Origin of the sequence: Paraburkholderia hospita, assembly GCF_002902965.1 — a bacterium.
GTDB classification, from domain to species: Bacteria; Pseudomonadota; Gammaproteobacteria; order Burkholderiales; family Burkholderiaceae; genus Paraburkholderia; species Paraburkholderia hospita.
On the sequence record NZ_CP026107.1, the window covers coordinates 1,036,236 to 1,057,821 of the forward strand.

17 protein-coding genes are annotated in these 21,586 nt (G+C 62.5%); 9 read left to right on the plus strand and 8 right to left on the minus strand.

What is annotated here, in order from left to right; genetic code table 11:
* Positions 1-68: 68 nt before the first annotated feature.
* Together C2L64_RS37935 and C2L64_RS53620 are read right to left on the minus strand one after the other, a co-directional pair.
* Complete coding sequence (locus C2L64_RS37935) at positions 69-3,593, minus strand: efflux RND transporter permease subunit (protein WP_007576821.1); 3,525 nt, start codon at positions 3,591-3,593, stop codon at positions 69-71.
* Positions 3,594-3,916: 323 nt separating this feature from the next.
* Positions 3,917-4,108: a hypothetical protein gene (locus C2L64_RS53620; RefSeq protein ID WP_131542576.1), complete on the minus strand. Its 192-nt coding sequence runs from the start codon at positions 4,106-4,108 to the stop codon at positions 3,917-3,919.
* A 125-nt stretch (positions 4,109-4,233) separates the two neighbouring features.
* Here C2L64_RS53620 and C2L64_RS37940 point away from each other — a divergent pair, with 125 nt between their 5' ends.
* On the plus strand, positions 4,234-5,373 hold the full coding sequence (locus tag C2L64_RS37940; RefSeq protein ID WP_103153690.1) for an IS481 family transposase: 1,140 nt from the start codon (positions 4,234-4,236) through the stop codon (positions 5,371-5,373).
* A 722-nt stretch (positions 5,374-6,095) separates the two neighbouring features.
* Here the strand turns inward: C2L64_RS37940 and kdgD are convergent.
* The 5 genes from kdgD to garL form a co-directional block, all read right to left on the minus strand.
* Entirely contained in the window at positions 6,096-7,013 is a 918-nt protein-coding gene (gene kdgD / locus C2L64_RS37945) for a 5-dehydro-4-deoxyglucarate dehydratase (RefSeq protein ID WP_007576823.1), read from the minus strand.
* Between the two features lie 92 nt (positions 7,014-7,105).
* Complete coding sequence (gene gudD / locus C2L64_RS37950; RefSeq protein ID WP_007576825.1) at positions 7,106-8,446, minus strand: glucarate dehydratase; 1,341 nt, start codon at positions 8,444-8,446, stop codon at positions 7,106-7,108.
* A gap of 96 nt (positions 8,447-8,542) precedes the next feature.
* Complete coding sequence (locus C2L64_RS37955) at positions 8,543-9,604, minus strand: lactonase family protein (RefSeq protein ID WP_007576826.1); 1,062 nt, start codon at positions 9,602-9,604, stop codon at positions 8,543-8,545.
* Positions 9,601-10,494, minus strand: a complete 894-nt coding sequence (locus C2L64_RS37960; RefSeq protein WP_007576827.1) for a 2-hydroxy-3-oxopropionate reductase — start codon at positions 10,492-10,494, stop codon at positions 9,601-9,603. Before C2L64_RS37960 ends, C2L64_RS37955 begins: the two co-directional genes overlap by 4 nt.
* Positions 10,495-10,545: 51 nt before the next feature.
* A complete protein-coding gene (gene garL / locus C2L64_RS37965; RefSeq protein ID WP_007576830.1) occupies positions 10,546-11,340 on the minus strand; it encodes a 2-dehydro-3-deoxyglucarate aldolase in 795 nt (264 codons plus the stop codon).
* A gap of 229 nt (positions 11,341-11,569) precedes the next feature.
* On the opposite strand from garL, the gene C2L64_RS37970 reads away from it, so the two are divergent.
* Positions 11,570-13,153, plus strand: coding sequence for an aldehyde dehydrogenase (NADP(+)) (locus tag C2L64_RS37970; RefSeq protein WP_007576833.1), 1,584 nt, complete (start codon positions 11,570-11,572; stop codon positions 13,151-13,153).
* Between the two features lie 79 nt (positions 13,154-13,232).
* Here the strand turns inward: C2L64_RS37970 and C2L64_RS37975 are convergent, their stop codons facing one another.
* The gene (locus C2L64_RS37975) at positions 13,233-13,994 is read right to left on the minus strand and encodes a FadR/GntR family transcriptional regulator (RefSeq protein ID WP_024162938.1); all 762 of its coding nucleotides are present in this window, start codon (positions 13,992-13,994) and stop codon (positions 13,233-13,235) included.
* A 562-nt stretch (positions 13,995-14,556) separates the two neighbouring features.
* Here C2L64_RS37975 and C2L64_RS37980 point away from each other — a divergent pair.
* The 7 genes from C2L64_RS37980 to C2L64_RS38010 all read left to right on the plus strand — a co-directional run bounded on the left by C2L64_RS37980 (position 14,557) and on the right by C2L64_RS38010 (position 21,528).
* Positions 14,557-15,708 carry a porin gene (locus C2L64_RS37980; protein ID WP_007576837.1) on the plus strand — a complete coding sequence of 384 codons (1,152 nt, stop codon included), beginning with the start codon at positions 14,557-14,559 and terminating at the stop codon, positions 15,706-15,708.
* Positions 15,709-15,948: 240 nt separating this feature from the next.
* Entirely contained in the window at positions 15,949-16,767 is an 819-nt protein-coding gene (locus tag C2L64_RS37985) for a flagellin domain-containing protein (RefSeq protein WP_007576838.1), read from the plus strand.
* Between the two features lie 91 nt (positions 16,768-16,858).
* Positions 16,859-18,022, plus strand: coding sequence for a GGDEF domain-containing protein (locus tag C2L64_RS37990; RefSeq protein WP_007576840.1), 1,164 nt, complete (start codon positions 16,859-16,861; stop codon positions 18,020-18,022).
* Positions 18,023-18,164: 142 nt separating this feature from the next.
* The gene (locus tag C2L64_RS37995) at positions 18,165-18,851 is read left to right on the plus strand and encodes a GntR family transcriptional regulator (RefSeq protein WP_007576842.1); all 687 of its coding nucleotides are present in this window, start codon (positions 18,165-18,167) and stop codon (positions 18,849-18,851) included.
* A gap of 242 nt (positions 18,852-19,093) precedes the next feature.
* Entirely contained in the window at positions 19,094-19,681 is a 588-nt protein-coding gene (locus C2L64_RS38000; protein ID WP_007576843.1) for an amino acid synthesis family protein, read from the plus strand.
* On the plus strand, positions 19,671-20,579 hold the full coding sequence (locus tag C2L64_RS38005; protein ID WP_007576844.1) for an alpha/beta fold hydrolase: 909 nt from the start codon (positions 19,671-19,673) through the stop codon (positions 20,577-20,579). The genes C2L64_RS38000 and C2L64_RS38005 overlap by 11 nt, the downstream gene beginning before the upstream one ends.
* Complete coding sequence (locus C2L64_RS38010; RefSeq protein WP_007576845.1) at positions 20,572-21,528, plus strand: flavin reductase; 957 nt, start codon at positions 20,572-20,574, stop codon at positions 21,526-21,528. The genes C2L64_RS38005 and C2L64_RS38010 overlap by 8 nt, the downstream gene beginning before the upstream one ends.
* Positions 21,529-21,586: the final 58 nt, after the last annotated feature.

The window sequence follows — 21,586 nt, forward strand, 5'->3', positions numbered from 1 at the left end:
CGGCCAAACCAACTATTTCTGCTATCTATTTGAGCAAACGGCGGGAATGGATCGCGTCATCAGGGTATTTACTGAAGCGCTCGCCGCGCAAAACGCGAGCGCAGCCAGACGCCGAGGCGGTCGACATACAGATACACGACGGGCGTCGTATACAGCGTCAGTATCTGGCTCACGATCAATCCGCCGACAATCGAAATGCCCAGCGGCCGCCGCAGATCGGCGCCTTCGCTGCTGCCTAGCGCGAGCGGCAGCGCGCCGAGCAGCGCGGCGCAGGTCGTCATCATGATGGGGCGGAAGCGCATCAGGCTCGCGTGGTAGATCGCGTCGCGCGGCGACATGCCCGAGCGCGACGCGTCGATCGCGAAGTCGACCATCATGATCGCGTTCTTCTTGACGATGCCGATCAGCAAAATGACGCCGATCAGCGACATCACCGTGAACTCGACGTGAAACAGCATTAGCGCGAGCAGCGCGCCGACGCCTGCCGAAGGCAGCGTCGACAGAATGGTCAGCGGATGCGCGTAGCTTTCGTACAGCACGCCGAGCACGATATACACGGACAGCAGCGCGGCGGCCACCAGCAGCGGCTCGTCCGACAGCGACTGCTGGAAGGTACGCGCCGTGCCTTCGAAGCTCGCGTGAAGGGACGCGGGCATGCCGATGTCGATCATCGTACGGTTGATGGCTGTCATCGCTGTCGAGAGCGATTCATGCGGCGGCAGGTTGAAGGAGATCGTGGTGGCGACGAAACTGCCCTGATGGTTCACGCCGAGCGCTGTGTGGCCCGGTTTGAAGCGCGCGAAGGCGCTGAATGGGATCATGGTTTCCTGCGCGGTGCTGACGGACGTGCCCGCCGATGCGCTGGAATGGCCGCTCGCCGCGAGCGAATTGATCGCGAGGTTGCGGGCCGAGTCGGCGGCGACGGTGGCGGCGCTGCTCGTTGTAGTCGAGGTCGTGCCGCTCGTACTCGTGCTGTTTAGTGCGGGAACGGCTAGCGCGAACGGCGTTGCGCCCGCTGTGGGAAGCGTGACGACGACGTCGGATGCCGCGCTCGTGCTGCTGGCTGCATCGGCGCTCGTCGCGGACGCGGCTATGGGTTGCGTGGGAGTCGCGGTGCCGCCCGGTGTCGTGACGGCTTGCGCGACCCCCGATGTTTGCGCGGCATTCGAACTGCTTTGCGACGTGCTCTCGGCGCTTGGACCGCTGACTGTACCAGCGACAAAATTCGTCGACTGCGTGCCGCTCGGCGTGCCGCCCGATGTGCTGACGTAGAGATCGTTCAGCGTCTCCGGATGCTGCCAGTAACGCGGCGCGACTTCCATCACCACATAGTATTGGTTCATCGGGTTGTAGATCGTCGAGACGAGCCGTTGACCGAACGCGTCGTACAGCGTGTTGTCGATCTGCGCGGGCGTGATGCCGAGGCGCGCGGCCGTCGCACGGTCGATATCGACATCGGCTTCGAGTCCGCTTTGTTGCTGGTCCGAGTTGACGTCTTCGAGCTCTGGCAGCGCCTGCAACGCCTGAGTCAGGCGCGGCGCCCATTTGTACACGTCGCCGCTCGTGTCGCCTAGCAAGGTCAACTGATACTGCGCGTTACTCTGCCTGCCGCCGACGCGAATGTCCTGCACGGGTTGCAGATAGAGACGCGCGCCGGCCACTTCGTTCAACTCGGGACGCAGCCGCGCGATCACTTCATCGGCAGTCTGGTTGCGTTCTGACAGCGGCTTTAGCGACACGAACACGAAACCCGCATTGGTCTGACGTCCGCCTGTGAAGCCGACCACGCTCGCCACCGCAGGGTCCGAGCGAACGATTTGCATCAGTTGCTTGAGCTTCGTTTCCATCGCCTGAAACGACACGCTCTGATCGCCCTGAATGCCGCCGATCAACCGGCCCGTGTCTTCCTGCGGGAAAAAGCCCTTGGGAATCGCGATGTAGAGAAACACGTTCAGCGCGATGGTGACGAGCAGCAACGACATCATCAGCAAGGGATGGCGCAGCGACCAGTCGAGCGTTCGCGCGTAACCTTCACGCATGCGTTCCAGCGGCTGCGTAAGCAAATGTGAGAGACGTTGCACGCGCGATGCGTTGCCGCCGTTATCGCGCTTTGTGCTCGCGAGCAGCCGTGAACACATCATGGGTGTCGTCGTGAGCGATACGGCGAGCGAGACGAGTATCGCAACCGACAGCGTCACCGCAAACTCTCGAAACAACCGCCCGATGATGCCGCCCATCAGCAGGATCGGAATGAACACGGCAATCAGCGAGATCGAAATCGACAGCACGGTGAAGCCGACTTCGCGCGCGCCGAGCAGTGCCGCCTGCATGCGCGACTTGCCCGCTTCGAGATGCCGCGCGATGTTTTCGAGCACGACGATCGCATCGTCGACGACGAAGCCCGTTGCCACGGTCAAAGCCATCAGCGACAGATTGTCGATCGAATAGCCGAGCAGATACATGACCGCAAACGTGCCGACGATCGACACAGGCACGGCCGCGCTTGGAATCAACGCAGCCCGCGCGCTGCCGAGAAAGAAGAACACGACGAGTATCACCAGCGCGACGGCGATCAGCAGGGTGGCTTCCGTGTCGCGCAGCGAGGCGCGGATCGTCGTCGAGCGGTCCGAGGCTTCGAGAATGTCGACGTCGGCGGGCAGTGCGGGCTTGAGTTGCGCGACGGTCGCGCGGATGCCATCGACGGTACTGATGATGTTCGCGCCGGGCTGCCGGTAAAGCATCACCAGCACCGACGGCTGATTGTCGCCGGCGAGGCCGAGGTTGCGCAGATCCTCGACGGAATCGACGACTTCGGCGACGTCCGACAGGCGCACGGCTGCGCCGTTGCGATACGCGATCACGAGGTCCTTGTATTGCGCGGCGGCGCGCGCCTGATCGTTCGCATAGAGCTGGAAGCGCCTGCCTTCGCTTTCGATGATTCCTTTGGGACTGTTGGCATTCGCCGACGCGAGCGCCGCGCGAACGTCTTCGAGGCCTATGCCGTAGTGATAGAGCGCGGTCGGATTCAACTCGACGCGCACGGCGGGATTGGCCGAGCCGTTCACATCCACTTCGCCGACACCGGGCAATTGCGACAGCGACTGCACGAGGATCGTCGACGCGAGATCGTAGAGCTTCGCCTGCGTCAACGTGTGCGACGTGAGCGAGAGAATTAGGACGGGCGCGTCGGCGGGATTGACCTTGCGATAGGTCGGATTGCTCTTGAGGCTCGAAGGCAGATCGGCCCGCGCGGCGTTGATCGCGGCCTGCACGTCGCGCGCCGCGCCGTCGATGTTGCGGTCGAGACCGAATTGCAACGTGATGCGCGTCATGCCTACGGAGCTTTGCGAGGTCATTTCGGTGACGTCGGCGATCTGTCCGAGATGCCGTTCGAGCGGACTGGCGACGCTGTTCGCAACGGTGTCCGGACTTGCGCCGGGCAGACTGGCCTGCACGGAGATGGTCGGGAAGTCGACTTGCGGTAGCGGCGCGACGGGAAGCCGGACGAAAGCGAATATGCCTGCGAGCGCGATGCCAAGCGAAAGCAGCGTCGTCGCCACCGGGCGTTCGATAAAGGGACGCGAAAGGTTCATCAGCGGTTGTCAGAGACGGCCCGTGCGCGAGGGCATGCGGCGGGCGGGGTGACAACGATGCTACGGGTGTCCGCCTGAGGGCGGGTTACGGGGGTGTTGCTGGGCGTTACCGCTTGTCGCGGGGGAAACAGATGTCAGGTTTTGACGTTCGGGGGGATGGGGCTGGCTGTCAGCGACGCTTTCCTTCTGCCAGCCTTGTTTGGCTGATTCGCGGCTGATGCCGGGCGCGTGCGGTTGATGCAACAGCATGGGGTGCCCATGCGCGGCTTGTGTTGGATGTAAGCAGTTGTCGTGGGTTTTGCAAGCCGCGCGCTCGCGGTTCGTCAGAGTTCGCGTGGCACCTTCGCGGTGTGGGCGGTTTGGTTTTTTTGTTTTTCGCTGGCATGTTTGCTGCGTAAGCGGTTCGGTTTTTTTGCCTTTGCGCTGGCGTCCGCGTATTGCTTTCGTGCTTCAGGCGTCGCCGTTTGGTGTTTTGGCCTTTGCGCTGGCATCCGCGTTTTGCCTTCGTGCTTCAAGCGTTGCCCCTGTGCGGGGCGGCACCTACTTTTCTTTGCCGCCGTGTACAGACTGGAGACATAGCTGACAGGTGTACAGGGACATGACTGACACTTTCGGGTAATCAAACGCCCGGATTCCAACCATGCCCTGGGATGCAAAAGACACCATGAATCTCCGCGAAGACTTCGTGCGCGATGCCGCCACGCAGGCGGTGCCGTTCAGCGAGTTGTGCCGCAAATACAAGATCACCCGTCAGACGGGCTACAAGTGGCTTGGACGCCATAAGAGCGAAGGCGTCGACGGACTGGCCGACCGCTCCCGCCGCCCGCATCACAGCCCCACACGCTCACCGGAGCACATCGAAGCGCTGGTGCTGGACCTGCGCTGCCAGCACGGCTGGGGCGGACGCAAGATCGCACAGCGCCTGCGCGATCTGGGCCAGACCGAGGTGCCCGCACCCGCCACCATCACCGAGATCCTGCGGCGCCACGGGATGATCGACGAACAGGCGTCGCGCCAGCGCCAGCACTGGCAACGCTTCGAGCACGAGCATCCGAACTCGCTGTGGCAAATGGACTTCAAGGGCGACTTCCCGACCCTGGAGAGCGGGCGCTGCGCGCCGCTGACGGTCATCGACGATCACTCGCGCTACAACATCGTGCTGAGCGCCTGCTCGCGCACCACCACGCAGGTCGTGCAGGAAGCGCTCGAGCAGGCGTTCCGCTGCTACGGGCTACCCTCGCGTATCAACACCGACAACGGCGCGCCGTGGGGCTCGCCCAGCGCGCCGGGACAGTTCACCGAGCTCGCGGTCTGGCTGATCCGGCTGGGTATCCATGTGAGCTACAGCCGGCCGTATCACCCGCAGACCAATGGCAAGGACGAACGGTTTCACCGCTCGCTGAAGGCCGAAGTGCTGCAGCGGCACGCCTTCAGCACGCACGAGCACGTGCAGCAGGCACTGGATCGCTGGCGGCAGGTGTACAACACCGAGCGTCCACACGAGGCACTCGGGATGGCCACGCCGATTACCCGCTACGCGTGCAGCCTGAGCAGGATGCCCGATCGCCTCCCGGAGCCCGAATACGAGTCCGGCGATGAAGTTTTACTGGTCAACTCAAGCGGCGTGGTGCGCTTCCGGGGCGAGAAACTGAAGCTCTCGATTGCGCTCAAGGGCTTGCATGTGGCAGCCCGCCCGAGCGAGGACGAAGACGGGGTGATCGAGTTCTGGTTCGCCCATCAGCGTGTCGAAAAACTTGACCTGAAGGAGCCCAAACCCTGACCATCATGTGTCAGCGATGTCCCTGTACATGTGTCAACGATGTCTCCAGTCTGTACACCGCCGCAAAGAAAAGTAGGCAAAAGAAAGCGGCTAACACCGCCAGCCCTTGTGTTTGCCTGAGGGCCCCCAACGGGTCTTATGCTTCACACGGCAACGTCTCTATTGGCGCGCGTTGCAAACGCTTCGAATAAACGCCTCACCCGCTTCGAACTCCCATACACGGGCGAGCGACAGCGAATGGTTTGCGCCGCCCAGGTGGCAAACTGTGTGTAGGTTGTCGCGACGTACACGTTAGCGCTCTTACATGGTGGGACGCGTGCGCTATCGATCCAGAGTGAGGCGCGCGAGGCTCTACGGCCTACACACAGTTTGCCACCTGGGCGGCGGTGGGATATCTGGCACGGCATGCTGCGACGCGGATAAGTGAAGCGGGTGAGGCGCTCATTTAGAGCGCTGGCAACGAACGTGGGTCACGTGATTGCCGTGTGAAGCGTAAGACCCGTTGGGGGCCCTCAGGCAGGAAGAAGAGTTAGCGGTGTTAGCCGCTTTCTTTTGCCTACTTTTCTTTGCGGCGGCAAAGAAAAGTAGGTGCCGCCCCGCACAGGGGCGACGCTTGAAGCACGAAGGCAAAGCGCGGAGCCAGCGAAAGAACAGGCAAACCAACCAGCACTGCCAACACCGCAAATGCAAAACCCCCACCAGCGTCGCAGACAAAAACCCCCTTACTGCGCTCCAAGCTTCTTGATAAGCACATCAAGCTGCGCGACCTCGTCTTCACTCAGATCGGTGAGGGGCGCCCGTACGGGCCCAGCGTCATGGCCGACAAGTTTAGCCCCAGCCTTAACGATACTCACAGCATAACCTTGCCGACGATTCCGAATCGCCAGATAAGGCAAAAAGAACTCATCAAGCAACTTGCCAGTAGTGACATGATCATCCGCAGCAATCGCGCGATAGAACTCCATCGCCGTCTTAGGAATGAAATTGAACACAGCCGAAGAATACACAGGCACGCCCAGCGCCTTATAAGCAGCAGCATAAACTTCAGCAGTCGGCAGACCACCAAGATAAGAGAACCGATCGCCCATGCGCCGGCGAATGGTCACCATGCTCTCGATATCACCCACACCATCCTTGAACCCGATCAGGTTCGGACACTTGTCCGCGAGCCTCTCCAACGAATCCGCCCCGAGCTTCGAGTTCGAGCGGTTATAAACGATCACGCCCATGTTCTTCACCGCCTTGCACACCTGCTCGACGTGGGCGGCAATGCCTTCCTGCGACGCTTCCGTCAGATAGTGCGGCATCAGCAGCACGCCCTGCGCGCCATTGCGCTCGGCTTCCTGCGCGTATTCGATCGCGACACGCGTCGGGCCGCCCGCGCCCGCGAGAATCGGCACCTTGCCCTTGCAGGTTTCCGTCGCGGTGCGGATCACATTCGAATATTCCGACTTCGTCAGCGAGAAGAACTCACCCGTGCCGCCCGCCGCGAAGAGGGCAGTCGCGCCGTACGGTGCAAGCCATTCCAGGCGCGCGGCATACGTGTCGGGACGGAAGTCGCCGTTGCTGTCGAAGTCGGTGACGGGGAAAGACAAAAGGCCTTCGGATACGATCGCTTTGAGTTCTTGTGGCGTGGTCATGAGTGAGTTCGCTTGGGTGTGTCAGTCAGTGTTGAAGTATTGGCGGCCACGCAGGCCGCGTCATTCCGGAATGGTTCCAGGTGCCAGAAGAATCAACGCACGAGGCAAGGGCGCTTGTTGTCGAACTTCCAGTTCGGAATCAGGTATTGCATCGCGACGCCATCGTCGCGCGCGCCGAGTCCGTGCTGCTGATACAGCGCGTGTGCCTTTTCGAGCGCGTCCATGTCGAGTTCGACGCCAAGGCCCGGCTTCGCCGGCACCTTCACCTTGCCGCCGACGATCTGCAGCGGATCGCGCGTCAGATACTGGCCGTCCTGCCAGATCCAGTGCGTGTCGATCGCGGTGATCTTGCCCGGCGCAGCCGCCGCGACATGCGTGAACATCGCGAGCGAAACGTCGAAGTGATTGTTCGAATGCGAGCCCCACGTGAGGCCCCAGTCGTTGCACATCTGCGCGACGCGCACCGAGCCCTGCATCGTCCAGAAGTGCGGGTCGGCGAGGGGAATGTCGACCGATTGCAACTGAATGGCGTGGCCCATCTGGCGCCAGTCGGTGGCGATCATGTTGGTCGCTGTCGGCAGGCCCGTCGCGCGGCGGAATTCCGCCATCACTTCGCGGCCCGAGTAGCCGTTCTCCGCGCCGCACGGATCTTCCGCATACGCGAGCACGTCGTGCTGGTCGTGGCACAGGCGGATCGCTTCGGCCAGCGACCACGCGCCGTTCGGATCGAGCGTCACGCGTGCTTCAGGGAAGCGTTCGGCCAGTGCCGTCACCGCCTCGATCTCGGCGTCGCCCGCGAGCACGCCGCCCTTGAGCTTGAAGTCGTTGAAGCCGTAACGCGCCTGCGCGGCTTCGGCAAGTCGCACGACGGCTTCAGGCGTCAGCGCTTCTTCCGTGCGCAGGCGTTCCCAGTCGTCGCGTCCTTCGACGCCGCTCGCGTACGGCAGGTCCGTCTTGTTCCGATCGCCGATGTAGAACAGATAGCCGAGCATTTCGACTTCGTCGCGTTGCTGGCCTTCGCCGAGCAGCGCTGCAACAGGCACGCCCAGGTGCTGGCCGAGCAGGTCGAGGAAGGCGGCTTCGAGCGCTGTCACGGCATGGATCGTCGTGCGCAGATCGAAGGTCTGCAAGCCTCGGCCGCCCGCGTCGCGGTCCGCGAACTGCTTGCGTACCTTGTTGAGCACGGCCTGCAGATTGCCGATCGACTGGCCGACCACGAACGGACGCGCATCGTCGATCGTCTTGCGGATGTTCTCACCGCCCGGCACTTCGCCGACGCCTGTGTTGCCCGCGCTGTCGCGCAGAATCACGATGTTGCGCGTGAAGAACGGGCCGTGCGCGCCGCTCAGGTTCATCAGCATGCTGTCGCGGCCGGCGACGGGGACGACGCGCAATTCGGTGACGGTTGGGGCGCCTTGGGTAATCGTAGACATGAGAGTCGGTCCTGGGGTTGGGTCCCAAAAGTGGCCTGTGATGGGCCTGTGAAATTCAATGAAAGAGGTTCGCGCTGCCGCGTCCGACGTGAAACGCTACGTCTGCGCGACGATCTCGACCCAGTTCGCGCCGCGTCCGCCTTCGCAGCGCGAAACGGCGGATAGGGCGCCCGAGTCGGCGTCGATCGCGTACACGACGACCTGCGCGGACTTCTCGCCGCAAGCGACGAGAAAGCGGCCCGACGGGTCGATCCTGAAGCCGCGTGGTTGCGCTTCCGTGTCGGTGAAGCCCGCGTATTCGAGCGAGCCTTCGCGGGTCGCGCGGTAGGCGATCAGACGGCTCGACGTGCGCTCGGCGACGTAGACAAGGCGGCCATCGGGTGTCACCTGCAAATCGGCGCCCCAGACGAGCGTCGCGGCTGTCGCAGGATCGATTTGCGCGGTGCGCAGGCAGCCATCGTTCAGATGCGCGAGCGACGGTGCGCGCGGCGATACGCTGCGTGCCGACAGCGCGCCTGTTTCGCCATCGCGCGAGAACACGGCGACTGTCGCGCGAAATTCGCTCGACACGTACAGCGTTTTTTCATCGGGCGACAAGCGCAGATGACGCGGGCCGAAGCCCGCTTCTACGGGCACCTTCTGCACGAGTTCGAGCGTTGCGTCATTCGCGTCATGGACGATCGCAAAACAGAACACCATGTCGGAGCCTAGCGACGTCGCGTAGGCGAAGCGGCCATCCGCCGACGTGATCACCGCGTGCGCATGCACGAAGCCTTCGACCACCTGGTGCGGCCTGATTTCAGCGCTGTCCAATGGCCTTGCGCGATATAGGCTCACGGACGACTCGCCGTACGATGCGCCGAGCAGCCAGTCGTCCGATGGCGTCAGCGACAGATACGCGAGACTCGATTCGATGGACGCGGTTCGCAGATGCGCGAGACTGCCCGTGTGCGGATCGACCGAATACGTGACGATGCACCGCTGCGCGCCGCGCGTGGCAGCGTGCAGCACGCGGCCATCGGCGGAAAGGGCGAGTGGCATCACGGTGTCGCCGGCCGGATGGCGTGCGATGCGTTCGATGCCGCCCGTCGAACCATCGACGCGGAAGACGGCGAGATCGCCATCCACCGCGTTCGAGACGATTGCGAAAAACGTCATTTCGGCTGCTGTCCGATTTCGTGGTCGGCGAGATATTCGAGCGCGCGAACCATGCCCGAATGGTCCCATGCCTTGCCGCCGTGCGCCGCGCAGGCGTTGAACAGCGCCTGACAGGTCGACGTGGCCGGCAGCGAAACGCCGAGCGCTTGCGCTGTGGATAGCGCGAGGTTCAAATCTTTCTGATGCAGTTCGATCCGGAAGCCCGGGTCGAACGTGCGCTTCGTCATGCGCTCGCCGTGTACTTCGAGAATGCGCGACGAAGCGAAGCCGCCCATCAACGCCTTGCGCACTTTCTCCGCATCGACGCCGGCCTTCGACGCGAGCAGCAGCGCTTCGCCCACGGCCTCGATCGTCGCGGCGACGATCACCTGGTTCGCGACCTTGCAGATCTGGCCCGCGCCCACTTCGCCGATCAGCGACACGTTCTTGCCCAACATGTCGAACATCGGCTTGACCTTGTCGAACGTGGCTTGCGCGCCGCCTACCATGATGGTCAGCGACGCGGCCTTCGCGCCGACTTCGCCACCCGAGACGGGCGCATCGAGATAGTCCGCACCTTTCTCGCGCACGCGGGCCGCGAAGTCACGCGTGGCGATGGGCGAGATCGAGCTCATGTCGACCACGATCTGCCCCTGGCGCAGCTTGCTCGCGACGCCGTTTTCGCCGAACAGCACGCGTTCGACGTCAGGCGTGTCCGGCACCATGATGAAGATCACGTCCGCTTTTGCGGCGACATCCGCAGGGCTCGCGGATGCCGTCACGCCTGCCTGCGTCAGTTCGTCGGGCACGCCGCTGCGCGTGAAGGCGGTGAGCTCGATGCCGTTCTTGCGAAGATTGGCCGCCATGGGCTTGCCCATGATGCCGAGTCCGATGAAGCCTGCTGTTTGCATTCGCTACTCCCGATAGTGTGATGTGAGGTGACGTCCGTGCGTTCAGGCCGCTCAAGCCGGCATGAAGTGCTGGCGGACGTTGAGCGCGCCGCTGCGCAACAGGCCCATGTCGGCGCACACGGAGACCAGTGTGGCGCCCATGCCGAGATAGCGCTCGGCGTCCTGCTGCACGTGCGCGAGGATGCCGGACGGCTTGCCCGCTGCCTTCGCGCGTTCGAAGACATGCGCGATGGCCTGCTGAACGTCGGGGTGACCGGCGTTGCCCAGTTGGCCATGCGCGGCGGCGAGGTCGGAAGGGCCGATGAAGACGCCATCGACGCCATCGACCGCGAGAATCTCGTCGATCGCAGCGACGGCCGCGCGGCTCTCGATCTGCACGATGACGCAGATGTTGTCGTTGACCACTTGCAGGTAGTCCGTCACCGCGCCGTACCGATTACCGCGCTGACCCACCGACACGCCGCGAATGCCGTGCGGCGGGTAGCGGGTCGCGGCGACGGCGCGGCGCGCGTCGTCGGCGCTGTCGACGAACGGGATCAGGAAGTTGAAAAAGCCCGCGTCGAGCATGCGCTTGATGATGACGTTGTCGTTGGACGGCGGGCGCACGATGGGCGCGGAGCGGCTGTCTTTCAGCGCCATCAGCTGTGGTATCAGCGTGAGTTCGTCATTGGGCGCGTGCTCGGCGTCGAGCAGGATCCAGTCGAAGCCCACGGTGCCGAGTAGTTCGGTCGTAATCGGGCTGGCCAGTGATGCCCAGCAGCCGATCAGGCGCTCGCCGTTTTTGACGGCGGCGCGAAAGCTATTCGGTAGTGGTTGATAGGGTTGATACGGTGACGACAAAGCCATCTCTATCTCCTGGGGTGGGCGCTGCCTGCCCGGCGAAGTGCGTCTTGCGAAATATGGTATGTCATAGGACGTCCGAACACAAGATACGTTGTCAGTTGACTGCGAGAAAGGATGGTAAACCCTGAAGGCTTATGGCAAGCGCCGCGCCGCCTGAAGCGCGCATTGCGTCATGGTCGAAGTATGTTGTACGATGACCGATGTTAAATCGGCCAAATGGAGACGAGACATCGTGCAATTGACAGGTGACATGCTGATCGGGCGGCAGGCAGTTCATGGCGCAGACAGGGCGCTGCGCGCATTCAATCCATCGACGGGCGAGGAGATCGACACGCCCGTTTTCGGCAGCGGCACGGTAGAGAACGTCTCGCGCGCCTGCGAGCTGGCCGCGCGCGCTTTCGACACCTACCGGCATCTTCCGCTTTCACAGCGGGCCGAGTTTCTGGAGCGGATCGCGGATGGCATCACGGCGCTCGGCGATGCGTTGATCGAACGCGCGCACGCCGAATCCGGGCTGCCGAAGGCGCGGCTGGAAGGCGAGCGCGCACGTACCACGGGGCAGTTGAAGCTGTTCGCCAATGAAGTGCGCGCGGGCCAATGGCTCACAGCGACGCTCGATTCGCCGTTGCCCGAGCGCAAGCCGTTGCCGCGCTCGGATCTACGCATGCAGAAGATTCCCGTTGGGCCGGTGGCCGTGTTCGGCGCGAGCAACTTTCCGCTCGCGTTCTCGGTGGCTGGCGGCGACACGGCGGCGGCGCTGGCCGCCGGATGCCCGGTCGTCGTCAAGGCGCATCGTGCTCACCTCGGTACGTCGGAGATGGTCGGGCGCGTCATTCAGCGCGTGGCGGCCGAAATGAACCTGCCCGAAGGCGTGTTCTCGATGATCGTCGGCGCGGGCAGCACGGTCGGCGAGGCGCTCGTCGCGCATCCGGCCATCAGGGCGGTCGGCTTCACGGGCTCGCGCGCGGGCGGCACGTCGCTGATGAAGGTCGCGGCGAATCGTCCCGAGCCCATTCCTGTGTACGCGGAAATGAGCAGCATCAATCCCGTGTTTCTGTTACCCGTTGCACTGGCTGCGCGTGGCGACGCGATCGCGCGTGGTTTCGTGGATTCGCTCGCGCTCGGCGCGGGGCAGTTCTGTACGAATCCGGGGCTGGTGATCGGTATCGACGGTCCCGAACTGCGCGCGTTCACGCAAGCCGCGGCGCAGGCGCTCGATCAGAAGCCCGCGCAGACGATGCTCACGTCGGGCATTCATGCCGCGTATCAGGAGGGCGAGGCGAGGCTCGCTGCCATCCAAGGCGTCGAGCCCGTTGCGCAGGGTCTCGAAGCAACGGGGCCGACGCAGGCGTGCGCGGCACTGTTCGTCACCGATGCAGCCGTCTTTCTGAAGAAGCCCGAACTGGAAGACGAGGTGTTCGGTCCCGCATCGACCATTGTGCGGTGCAAGGACGAGCAGGAACTTCTCGTGGTCGCGGAGCACTTCGCGGGACAACTGACGGCGACGATTGCAATGGATCGCGACGACGTGCAACTCGCGAAGAAGCTGGTGCCGATTCTGGAGCGCAAGGCGGGGCGTCTGCTCGTCAACGGTTTCCCGACAGGCGTCGAAGTGTGTCACGCGATGGTGCACGGCGGGCCGTTCCCGGCAACGGCGGACAGCCGCGTGACGTCCGTCGGCTCGACGTCGATCGAGCGCTTTCTGCGTCCTGTGTGTTATCAGGATTTTCCGGCTGAACTGCTGCCGCAGGCGCTGGCCGACGATAATCCGCTCGGACTCTGGCGTCGTCGCAATGGGCAGATCGTCAACGCGTGATCATCTGACGCGATTGGCTTTGTAACGAAAAAGCGGCCATGTATTCAGGCCGCTTTCTTCGTTTGATCGACGTAGTGCTTTACAGCGAGCGTGTCGCCGCCGCTTCTTCCGCCTGGGCGCTTGCGCGGCGCAGGCGTTCGCGGCTGCTCGACAGATGCATGCGCATCGCCGCGCGCGCACCATCGGGATCTTTGCGCGCGATCGCATCGAGAATATTTTCGTGTTCGAGATTCACTCGCGCCATATAGGCGTTGGGATCGCTTTGCGCGAGCCCCGCCGAATCCACGCGATGCCGCGGAATCAGCGCCGTGCCCAACTGCGTGAGAATGTCGACGAAGTAGCGGTTGCCCGTCGAGCTCGCAATTGAAATATGAAAGCGCAGATCGGCGGCCGTGCTGTCACCGCCGACGCGGCTCGTTTCTTCGATGGCATCGAGCGCCGCACGAATCTTCGCGATATCGCGTTCGCTTGCGCGCTGCGCGGCGAGCCCCGCGCATTCCGTCTCGAGGCTGATGCGCAATTCCAGCACCGACAGCACATCGTTCAACGTGGTGGCGGGCACCATGTCCAGACCGAGTGGCTCGCGGCGCGGCTCCAGTACGAAACTGCCGATCCCGTGGCGCGTTTCGATCACGCGATTGGCCTGCAGACGCGAAATGGCTTCGCGTACGACGGTGCGGCTGACGCCAAGCAAGGACATCAGCGTTGTTTCGGTCGGCAGTTGATCGCCCGGTTTTAGGGCGTGCGAAGTAACCTGCTCGTTGACATAGGCGACGACCTGATCAGCAAGGCTCCCGCGTGCCCGCCGTGGGGTCGAACCTGGTGCTGCAGACGCGGCCATGTAACGCTCCTGGGGATTTTCGAGATTTATCTGCATTATACGTTGTCCTACAACGAACGGCCGGGTTTGGCTTACGAGTCGTGGCGGCTGCAAAGCGCTTGTGTGCTCGCGTCGAGCGAATTAACGAGATGCGTCGGACTGGCTTGTCGGACATCGCAACGCAACCGCGAATGCTACGGGCGACATCGCGTGAACGTCCCTCACGCTGCAGCAGCCAAAACGTCGTTTCGTGTGCGGTCAACATCACGCATCAGCGATATCGATTCGCTTATCCGCAGCAAGAAAGAAAGATTAGGAAACGCGTCATTGATCCTCACGCGTTGACTTCAAAAATCGCGTCACCTAGATTGGCGCCTGTCTGGAAATCGCTTCATATTCTCTCCTTCCACGCAGATGAATAATGATTCCGGGCTTCGGCTATGTGTATTCACATAGCCTTTTTTACTTTATAAAAGGCAGGAAAGCTAATCAGTTGCATATAACCAACAAGTAATTTATCGACTTTTAAGCACCTGTATTCTCGCGATCGCAATACATTTTTAAACGAGTGATAGAGGAACAGATGAAAAGAACTGCAATTGCGGCTGTTGCATTCACGTTGAGCTCGATGACGATCGCGGCTCATGCACAGAACAGCGTCACGCTCTACGGGCTGATCGATGCAGGTATCGGCTACGTTCACAACGCCGACTCGAACAGCAACCTGACGGGCATGATCAACGGCAACCTCAGCGGCGACCGCTGGGGCCTGAAGGGCAGTGAAGATCTTGGCGGCGGCCTGAAGACGATCTTCGCGCTGGAAAGCGGCTTCGATGTCGGCACGGGCAAGATGGGCCAGGGTTCGCGCCTGTTCGGCCGCCAGGCTTACGTGGGCTTCCAGGGCGACAAGTGGGGCACCGTCACGCTGGGCCGTCAGTACGACCCGATCACGGATACGGTTCAGGGCGTCACCGCCGACAACTATTTCGGCTCCACGTTCGCGACGCCGGGAGACGTCGACAACAACGACAACAGCGCGCGCGTGTCGAACGCCGTCAAGTATGTGTCGCCGAACTACGCGGGCTTCCAGTTCGAAGGCCTGTATGCATTCAGCGGCGTGGCTGGCCAGACGGGACAAGGCTATACGTATAGCGGCGCGGCGACGTACTCGGTCGGAAATCTGTCGCTGGCGGCAGGCTATCTGCGCGCAACCAACAACTCCGCAACGGGCGCGCGCACGAGTTGGGCGAGCAGCACGACGGACTCGATCTTCGACAGCCACATCAACGACGGCTACGTGAGCGCGAAATCGGTCAGCATCGCTCAACTGGGCGGCCAGTACGTACTCGGCTCGGTGACGTTGGGCGCGTCGTACAGCAACACGCAACTGAAGGCCGATGCAAGCTCGAGCTTCTCGACGACCGAGAAGTACAACAGCGGCAAGGCATTCGTCGCGTACCAGGCAACGCCCGCGTTGATCGCTGGCGTGGGCTATGCGTACACGGCGGCATCGGGCGATACGTCGGCGCATTATCACCAGGTCAGCCTGGGCGCGGACTACAACCTGTCCAAGCGCACCGACTTCTATGCCGTCGCAGCGTATCAGCATGCCAACGGCACGCAGCGTCTGTCCGATGGCACGACGCAGGCAGCGCAAGCATCGATCGGCTCGTACGGCTATAACGGCACGAGCACGCAAGAGATCGCGATTGTGGGTATTCGCCACAAGTTCTGACGCATTGCATCTGATGCAAAACCCGCATGCGCAATTCGTGCATGCGGGTTTTTTTATGCTCTTTAAAAATATCCGGTAAGAAAGTTGAAGTAAGCGTAAATGGTATGAATGAAAGGTTTTGCGCTCTTAATTTTGCCGTTATCGAACCGTTAGAAAAGAGGCAGCGCCGCGAATGAATGCATTTACAGGCTGGCGATGCAAAAGGTCTTTAATGGCAGTTATTGAGGAACGAGGAAGCGAATGCTGAACATCAACACCAACATCATGTCGCTGACGGCGCAGAACAACCTGTCGGGCTCGCAAAGCGCGCTCTCGCAGGCGATCGGCCGTCTGTCGTCAGGCAAGCGCGTGAATACGGCAGCCGACGACGCGGCCGGTCTCGCGATTTCGACGACGCAAACGGCGTCGATCAATGCACTTACGCAAGGGGCTGCGAATGCGAACAACGGCATTTCGATGGTGCAGACGACGAACGGCGCGCTGCAATCGATCGTCAGTAACCTGCAGCGTATTCGCCAGCTCGCAGTGGAAGCGGGCGACGGCTCGCTCGATTCGAACGCGCTGGCGAACCTGCAGTCGGAAGTGTCGACCCGCTTGACGGAAATCACGCGCGTCGCGCAACAGACCACGTTCAACGGCCAGTCCGTTCTGAGCGGCATCGGTACGATCAACTTCCAGATCGGCGCATTCGACAACCAGCGGATCACGGCCGACTTCGGCTCGCAGAAATGGGATGCAGGCAGCCTCGGCGTCAGCGGGCTGTCGGTTTCGAACGCATCGGGTGCTCAGGCCGCAATGAGCACGATCGATAGCGTTCTCACGAGCGTCAACACCTTCCAGGCAACGCTCGGCGCAACGCAGAACACGTTCCAGGCTGCCATCTCGACGACGAACACGCAAGCAACAAACATGAGCTCCGCGCGTTCGCAGATCACCGACGCAGACTTCGCGACCGAAACGGCGAATCTGTCGAAGGCACAAGTGCTGCAGCAGGCGGGCATCTCGGTGCTGGCGCAGGCCAACTCGATGCCGCAGACCGTGCTGAAGCTGCTCGAGTGACGGCTGCGCGGGCTGAGGTATATTGCGAGGCTGTCCCGCAAGCGCACATGAAACGGATGATGTTCATGTCGCGAGCCCGCCCCGGAGCCGTATGCCAGCCTTCGATCTTCGCACCGTCATTCTGATGTCGTCAGTCATGCCAGGCTTGATGGCGCTCGTCATGTTCTCTCTGGGGCGCGGGTTTCCGGCGAACATTCGCGGTGTCGGACATTGGGCTTCGGGTGCGCTGATCGTGTCGTTGTCGGCGATATTGCTGGCGTTGCGCGGCGGCATCGGCGACTGGCTTTCGATTGTCGTCGCCAACGTCGGCCTGATTCTCGGCACAGGGCTGTGGCTGATCGGCAGTCAGTTGTTTTACGGGCTGCATCCTTCGCGCCGCTTCGTCGCGCTGCTGCTCGTGATCGGCGTGATCGCGATGAGCTGGATGACGTGGGTGCATCCTTCCGTGGCGGGGCGCACGCTGTGCATGTCCGCGATCCTCACGGCGACGTTCGGCATGAACAGCCTGACCATGCTGCGTTTCGGCAAAGGCAGCAACACGGCGGTCTACGTCGGCTCGATGCAACTTGTGCAGACGGTCGCTACGGCGGCGCGCGGCATCTCGATGTTCGTGCCGGCCTGGGCGAGCGCCGGGCTGTTTGCCCCCGACTTCATCCAGAAGATCTATCTGATCACGAGCGCGTTGATGTCGCTGACGGTGACGGTCGGCTTGTTGTTCGTCGCGATGGACAGATTGCGTAACCAGCTCGAACGGCAGTCGTTCATGGATCCGCTGACGGGGCTGCTGAATCGTCGCGCGTTTCTGAGCGCGCATCAGCAGGAACGCGAGAAGACGATGCGCACGGGCGGACTGCTGTCGCTGCTGCTGATCGATCTCGATCACTTCAAGCAGGTGAATGACACGTATGGTCACGCCACGGGCGATCGCATCCTGATCGACTTCGCGAAGCGCGTCGCCGATCTGTTGCCGGCGCCGGGGCATGTCGCGCGTTGGGGCGGCGAGGAGTTCGCCGTACTGTTGCCGCGCGTGCTTCCCGACGAGGCGAGGGACCACGCAGAGCGTATCCGCCAGCGCGTCGCGCAGAAAGACGACGCGACGCTGCCCGGCTATACATGCAGTATCGGTGTCGCGTGCATGGCCGCGAGCGACGCGACCATCGAGCAACTGGCGAGAGATGCCGACGAAGCGCTGTATAACGCGAAACGCGGCGGGCGTAATTGCGTCCAGCTCAGCGACCACGTGATCCTGATCTAGGCGTTCCAGTCGCCTGGGAGGATAGCCGGTGCCTTTCATCCAGCCGTCAGCGCGGCAAGATGGACGATAATATGGCATTCCAGCTTCAGCGTTCGCTTTTCGCGAGCCGAGTTGGGCCTTCGTCCATTTCCTACTGCTGCCTATGTCAGACCTCAGAATCGACCGCAACGCAAAGACGCTGCGCGAACTTACGCTCGACAAGCTGCGCGGCGCGATCGTGCAAGGATATTTTCGGCCGGGCGCGCGGCTCGTCGAACGGACGCTGTGCGATGAACTGGGCGTGAGCCGGACGGTGGTGCGCGAAGTGCTGCGGCACCTGGAGACGGAAGGGCTCGTCGAGATCGTCGCGCGGCAGGGGCCGATCGTCGCGCGGCTGGACCCGGCGCAGGTCGGCGAAATCTATGAACTGCGCGGTTTGCTCGAAGCCAACGCGGCACGCGCCTGCGCCGAACAGTCGACGCCCGAACTCGTGCAGCAACTGCGCGACATCCGCAAGACCATCGAGGAAGCCTTCGAGAAAGAAGACCTGCCGCGCGTGCTCGATTACACCGAACGCTTCTACGAGGCGATGTTCGAAGGCGCGCAGAAACATGTGTCGCTGACTGTCGTGAAGACGCTTAACGCGCGTATCAACCGGTTGCGTGCGTTGACTATCGCGGTGCCCGGTCGCGGTGGCGAGTCGAATCGCGAGATGAACAAGCTGCTTGACGCCATCGAGCGGCGCGATGGAGACGCGGCGTCGGCGGCGTCGTTCGCGCATATCAGGCGCACTGCGGAACTCGCGCTGAACGCGCTCGCGCAGCAGGACGAGTCGACCGACAACGCCTGATCCGCTTCGTTGCTTCCGCTGTATCCAAGGCCGCCGGCATCACCGGCGGTCTTTCTTTTTGCACCTTTCCATCCATTTGCTGCGCCGCACAAGCTTAATGCCACGCCGAAAGCGTGCCTAAAACAGCTTCGTTCGTATCATGGTATTCCATAATACTTTGGTCCTTGGTGCGGACCATAAGATGGAATACCATAATCTCAACAAACAACATTCACGGCCTCGGCCCCGTCAGGAGAAACGATATGAAGCTGGAAGTGCGCAAGCTGGTCACGTACGTCGAAGAGACCTTTATCGAAGGGGGCAAGGCTGCGGCCCGGCCGCTGAAGCTGATCGGCGCGGCGGCGGTGCTGCGCAACCCGTGGGCGGGACGCGGCTTCGTCGAAGATCTGAAGCCGGAGATTCACGGCCTGGCGCCCCAACTCGGCGAAATGCTGACGGCTGAAATGCTGCGCGTCGCCGGTTCGGGCGATGCGATCGAAGGGTATGGCAAGGCGGCGATCGTCGGTACGTCGGGCGAGATCGAGCATGCGTCCGCGCTGATCCATACGCTGCGCTTCGGCAACTACTATCGGAAAGCCGTCGGCGCGAAGAGCTATCTGAGCTTCACGAATCTGCGCGGCGGCCCGAACTGCCCAATCGCCATTCCGTTGATGCACAAGCACGACGAAGGCATGCGTTCGCACTATCTGACCGTGCAGTTTTCGATCGTCGACGCCCCTGCGCCCGATGAACTGGTGATCGCGCTCGGCGCATCGATTGGCGGCCGTCCGCATCATCGGATCGGCGACCGCTATCAGGACCTGAAGGAGCTCGAGTCCAATGAAGCGTGAGCATGTCTCCGGGCGCACCGTGTCGCGTGGCGAGGCGGCGGGCACGAGCTACAGCGTCTACGCGCCGCAGTCGGTGGATACGCCCGAGACGGTGGTGCTGGTCCACGGCGTCGGCATGAACCAGAGCGTGTGGGCGCCGCAGATCGATGCGCTGACGGCGGCGTATCAGGTCGTCGTGTACGACATGCTCGGCCACGGCAACAGTACACTGCCGACGCCCGCGCCGACGCTCGACGAATACGCATCGCAACTCGAAACGCTGCTCGACGCGATGCAGATCGAACAGGCGCATGTGGTCGGGCATTCGATGGGCGCGCTCGTCGCACTCGAATTTGCGCTCACACATCCGCAACGCACGCTGAGCGTCGTCGCACTGAACGCGGTGTACGACCGCACGCCCGCACAGCGTGAGGCCGTGATGACGCGTGCCGCGATGCTCGGCGATGCGCCCACGGAGAATCCCGCCGCCGCCGGCGTGGACGCCACGCTGTCACGCTGGTTCGGCGATCCGATTCCCGTGCATCTGACGCAATCGGCGCAGGCTGTGCGAGATCTGTTGTTGTCGGTCGATCCCGTCGGCTATGCACGCACCTATCGGCTCTTCGCCAGTTCGGATGACGCGCACGTTGGCCGCCTTGCAGAACTCGCCGTACCCGCGCTGTTTCTCACGGGCGAGTTCGATCCGAATTCGAGCCCGTCGATGTCGAGCGCGATGGCCGAGGCCGCGCCATTCGGCCGCGCGGAAGTCATCGCCAATGAACGTCACATGATGAACGTCACCGATCCGGCGCGCGTCAACGAACGGCTGCTCGCGTTTCTGACGGAAGCCTCGGCGCAGCGCGCCGCGACAGCAGCGAACGCGCTGCACGGATCGATCTCTGGAGAACGCCATGACTGATGCCGTCAACGAACTGCCTTTCGACATCGCCGATTTTCGCCGCGCGCTCGGCGCGTTCGTGACGGGCGTGACGGTCGTCACGACGATCCAGGCCGACGGTTCGCCACGCGGCTTCACGGCGAATTCGTTCACGTCGGTGTCGCTTGATCCGCCGCTGATCCTCGTCTGCATCGCGAAGACGGCATCGAGTTATCAGGTGTTTTCGCAAGCGCCTCAGTTCGCGGTGAGCGTGCTGGCCGAAGACCAGAAAGCGGTGTCGGGCGTGTTCGCATCGAAGGCCGCCGACAAGTTCGCACAAGTCGCGTGGAGTGCGCGCGCAACGGGTGCGCCCGTTGTCGACAACGCAGCCGCGTGTTTTGACTGCACGACGCACGATGTCGTCGATGCGGGCGATCACATCATATTGATCGGACGTGTGGTCGATTTTCTTCATACCAGCTCGTCGCCGCTCGGTTATTGCCGGGGCGCGTACGTGAACTTCAGCCTGTCGCAGGATGCACTCGCAGCGGCCGGGCCGCGCGCGCAGGTCGGCGCGATTCTCGAACATCGCGATGGCATCGTGCTGCTCGATACGCCCAAAGGTTTGCAACTGCCGACTGGCAACAAACTCGAACCCGCAAGCGATGCTGCCAGTCTGCGCGGCGTGCTGGCAAAACTCGGCCTCGACGCGCATCTCGACTTTCTGTTCGCCGTATTCGAATCGGGCAGCGGCCAGGCACCGAGTGTGCACGTCTATTATCGCGGCCGCGTGATCGACAGCGGCGCAGCGTGGATGGACAGCGCGATCCGCATCGTGCCGTTGGCGCAGATTCCGTGGGATGAATTGCACGACGACGCCGTGCGCTCGATGCTTGAACGCTATGTGCGTGAGCGCAGCGAGGATGCCTTCGGCATCTACGTCGGCGACACGGAAGAGGGCACCGTGCAGACGCTTGCGCTGGCTCACTGAATGCTTTTCATGGGACGTGAGTAAGCGCTAAAGCGCTAACTCACGTCGAGAGCCTTGC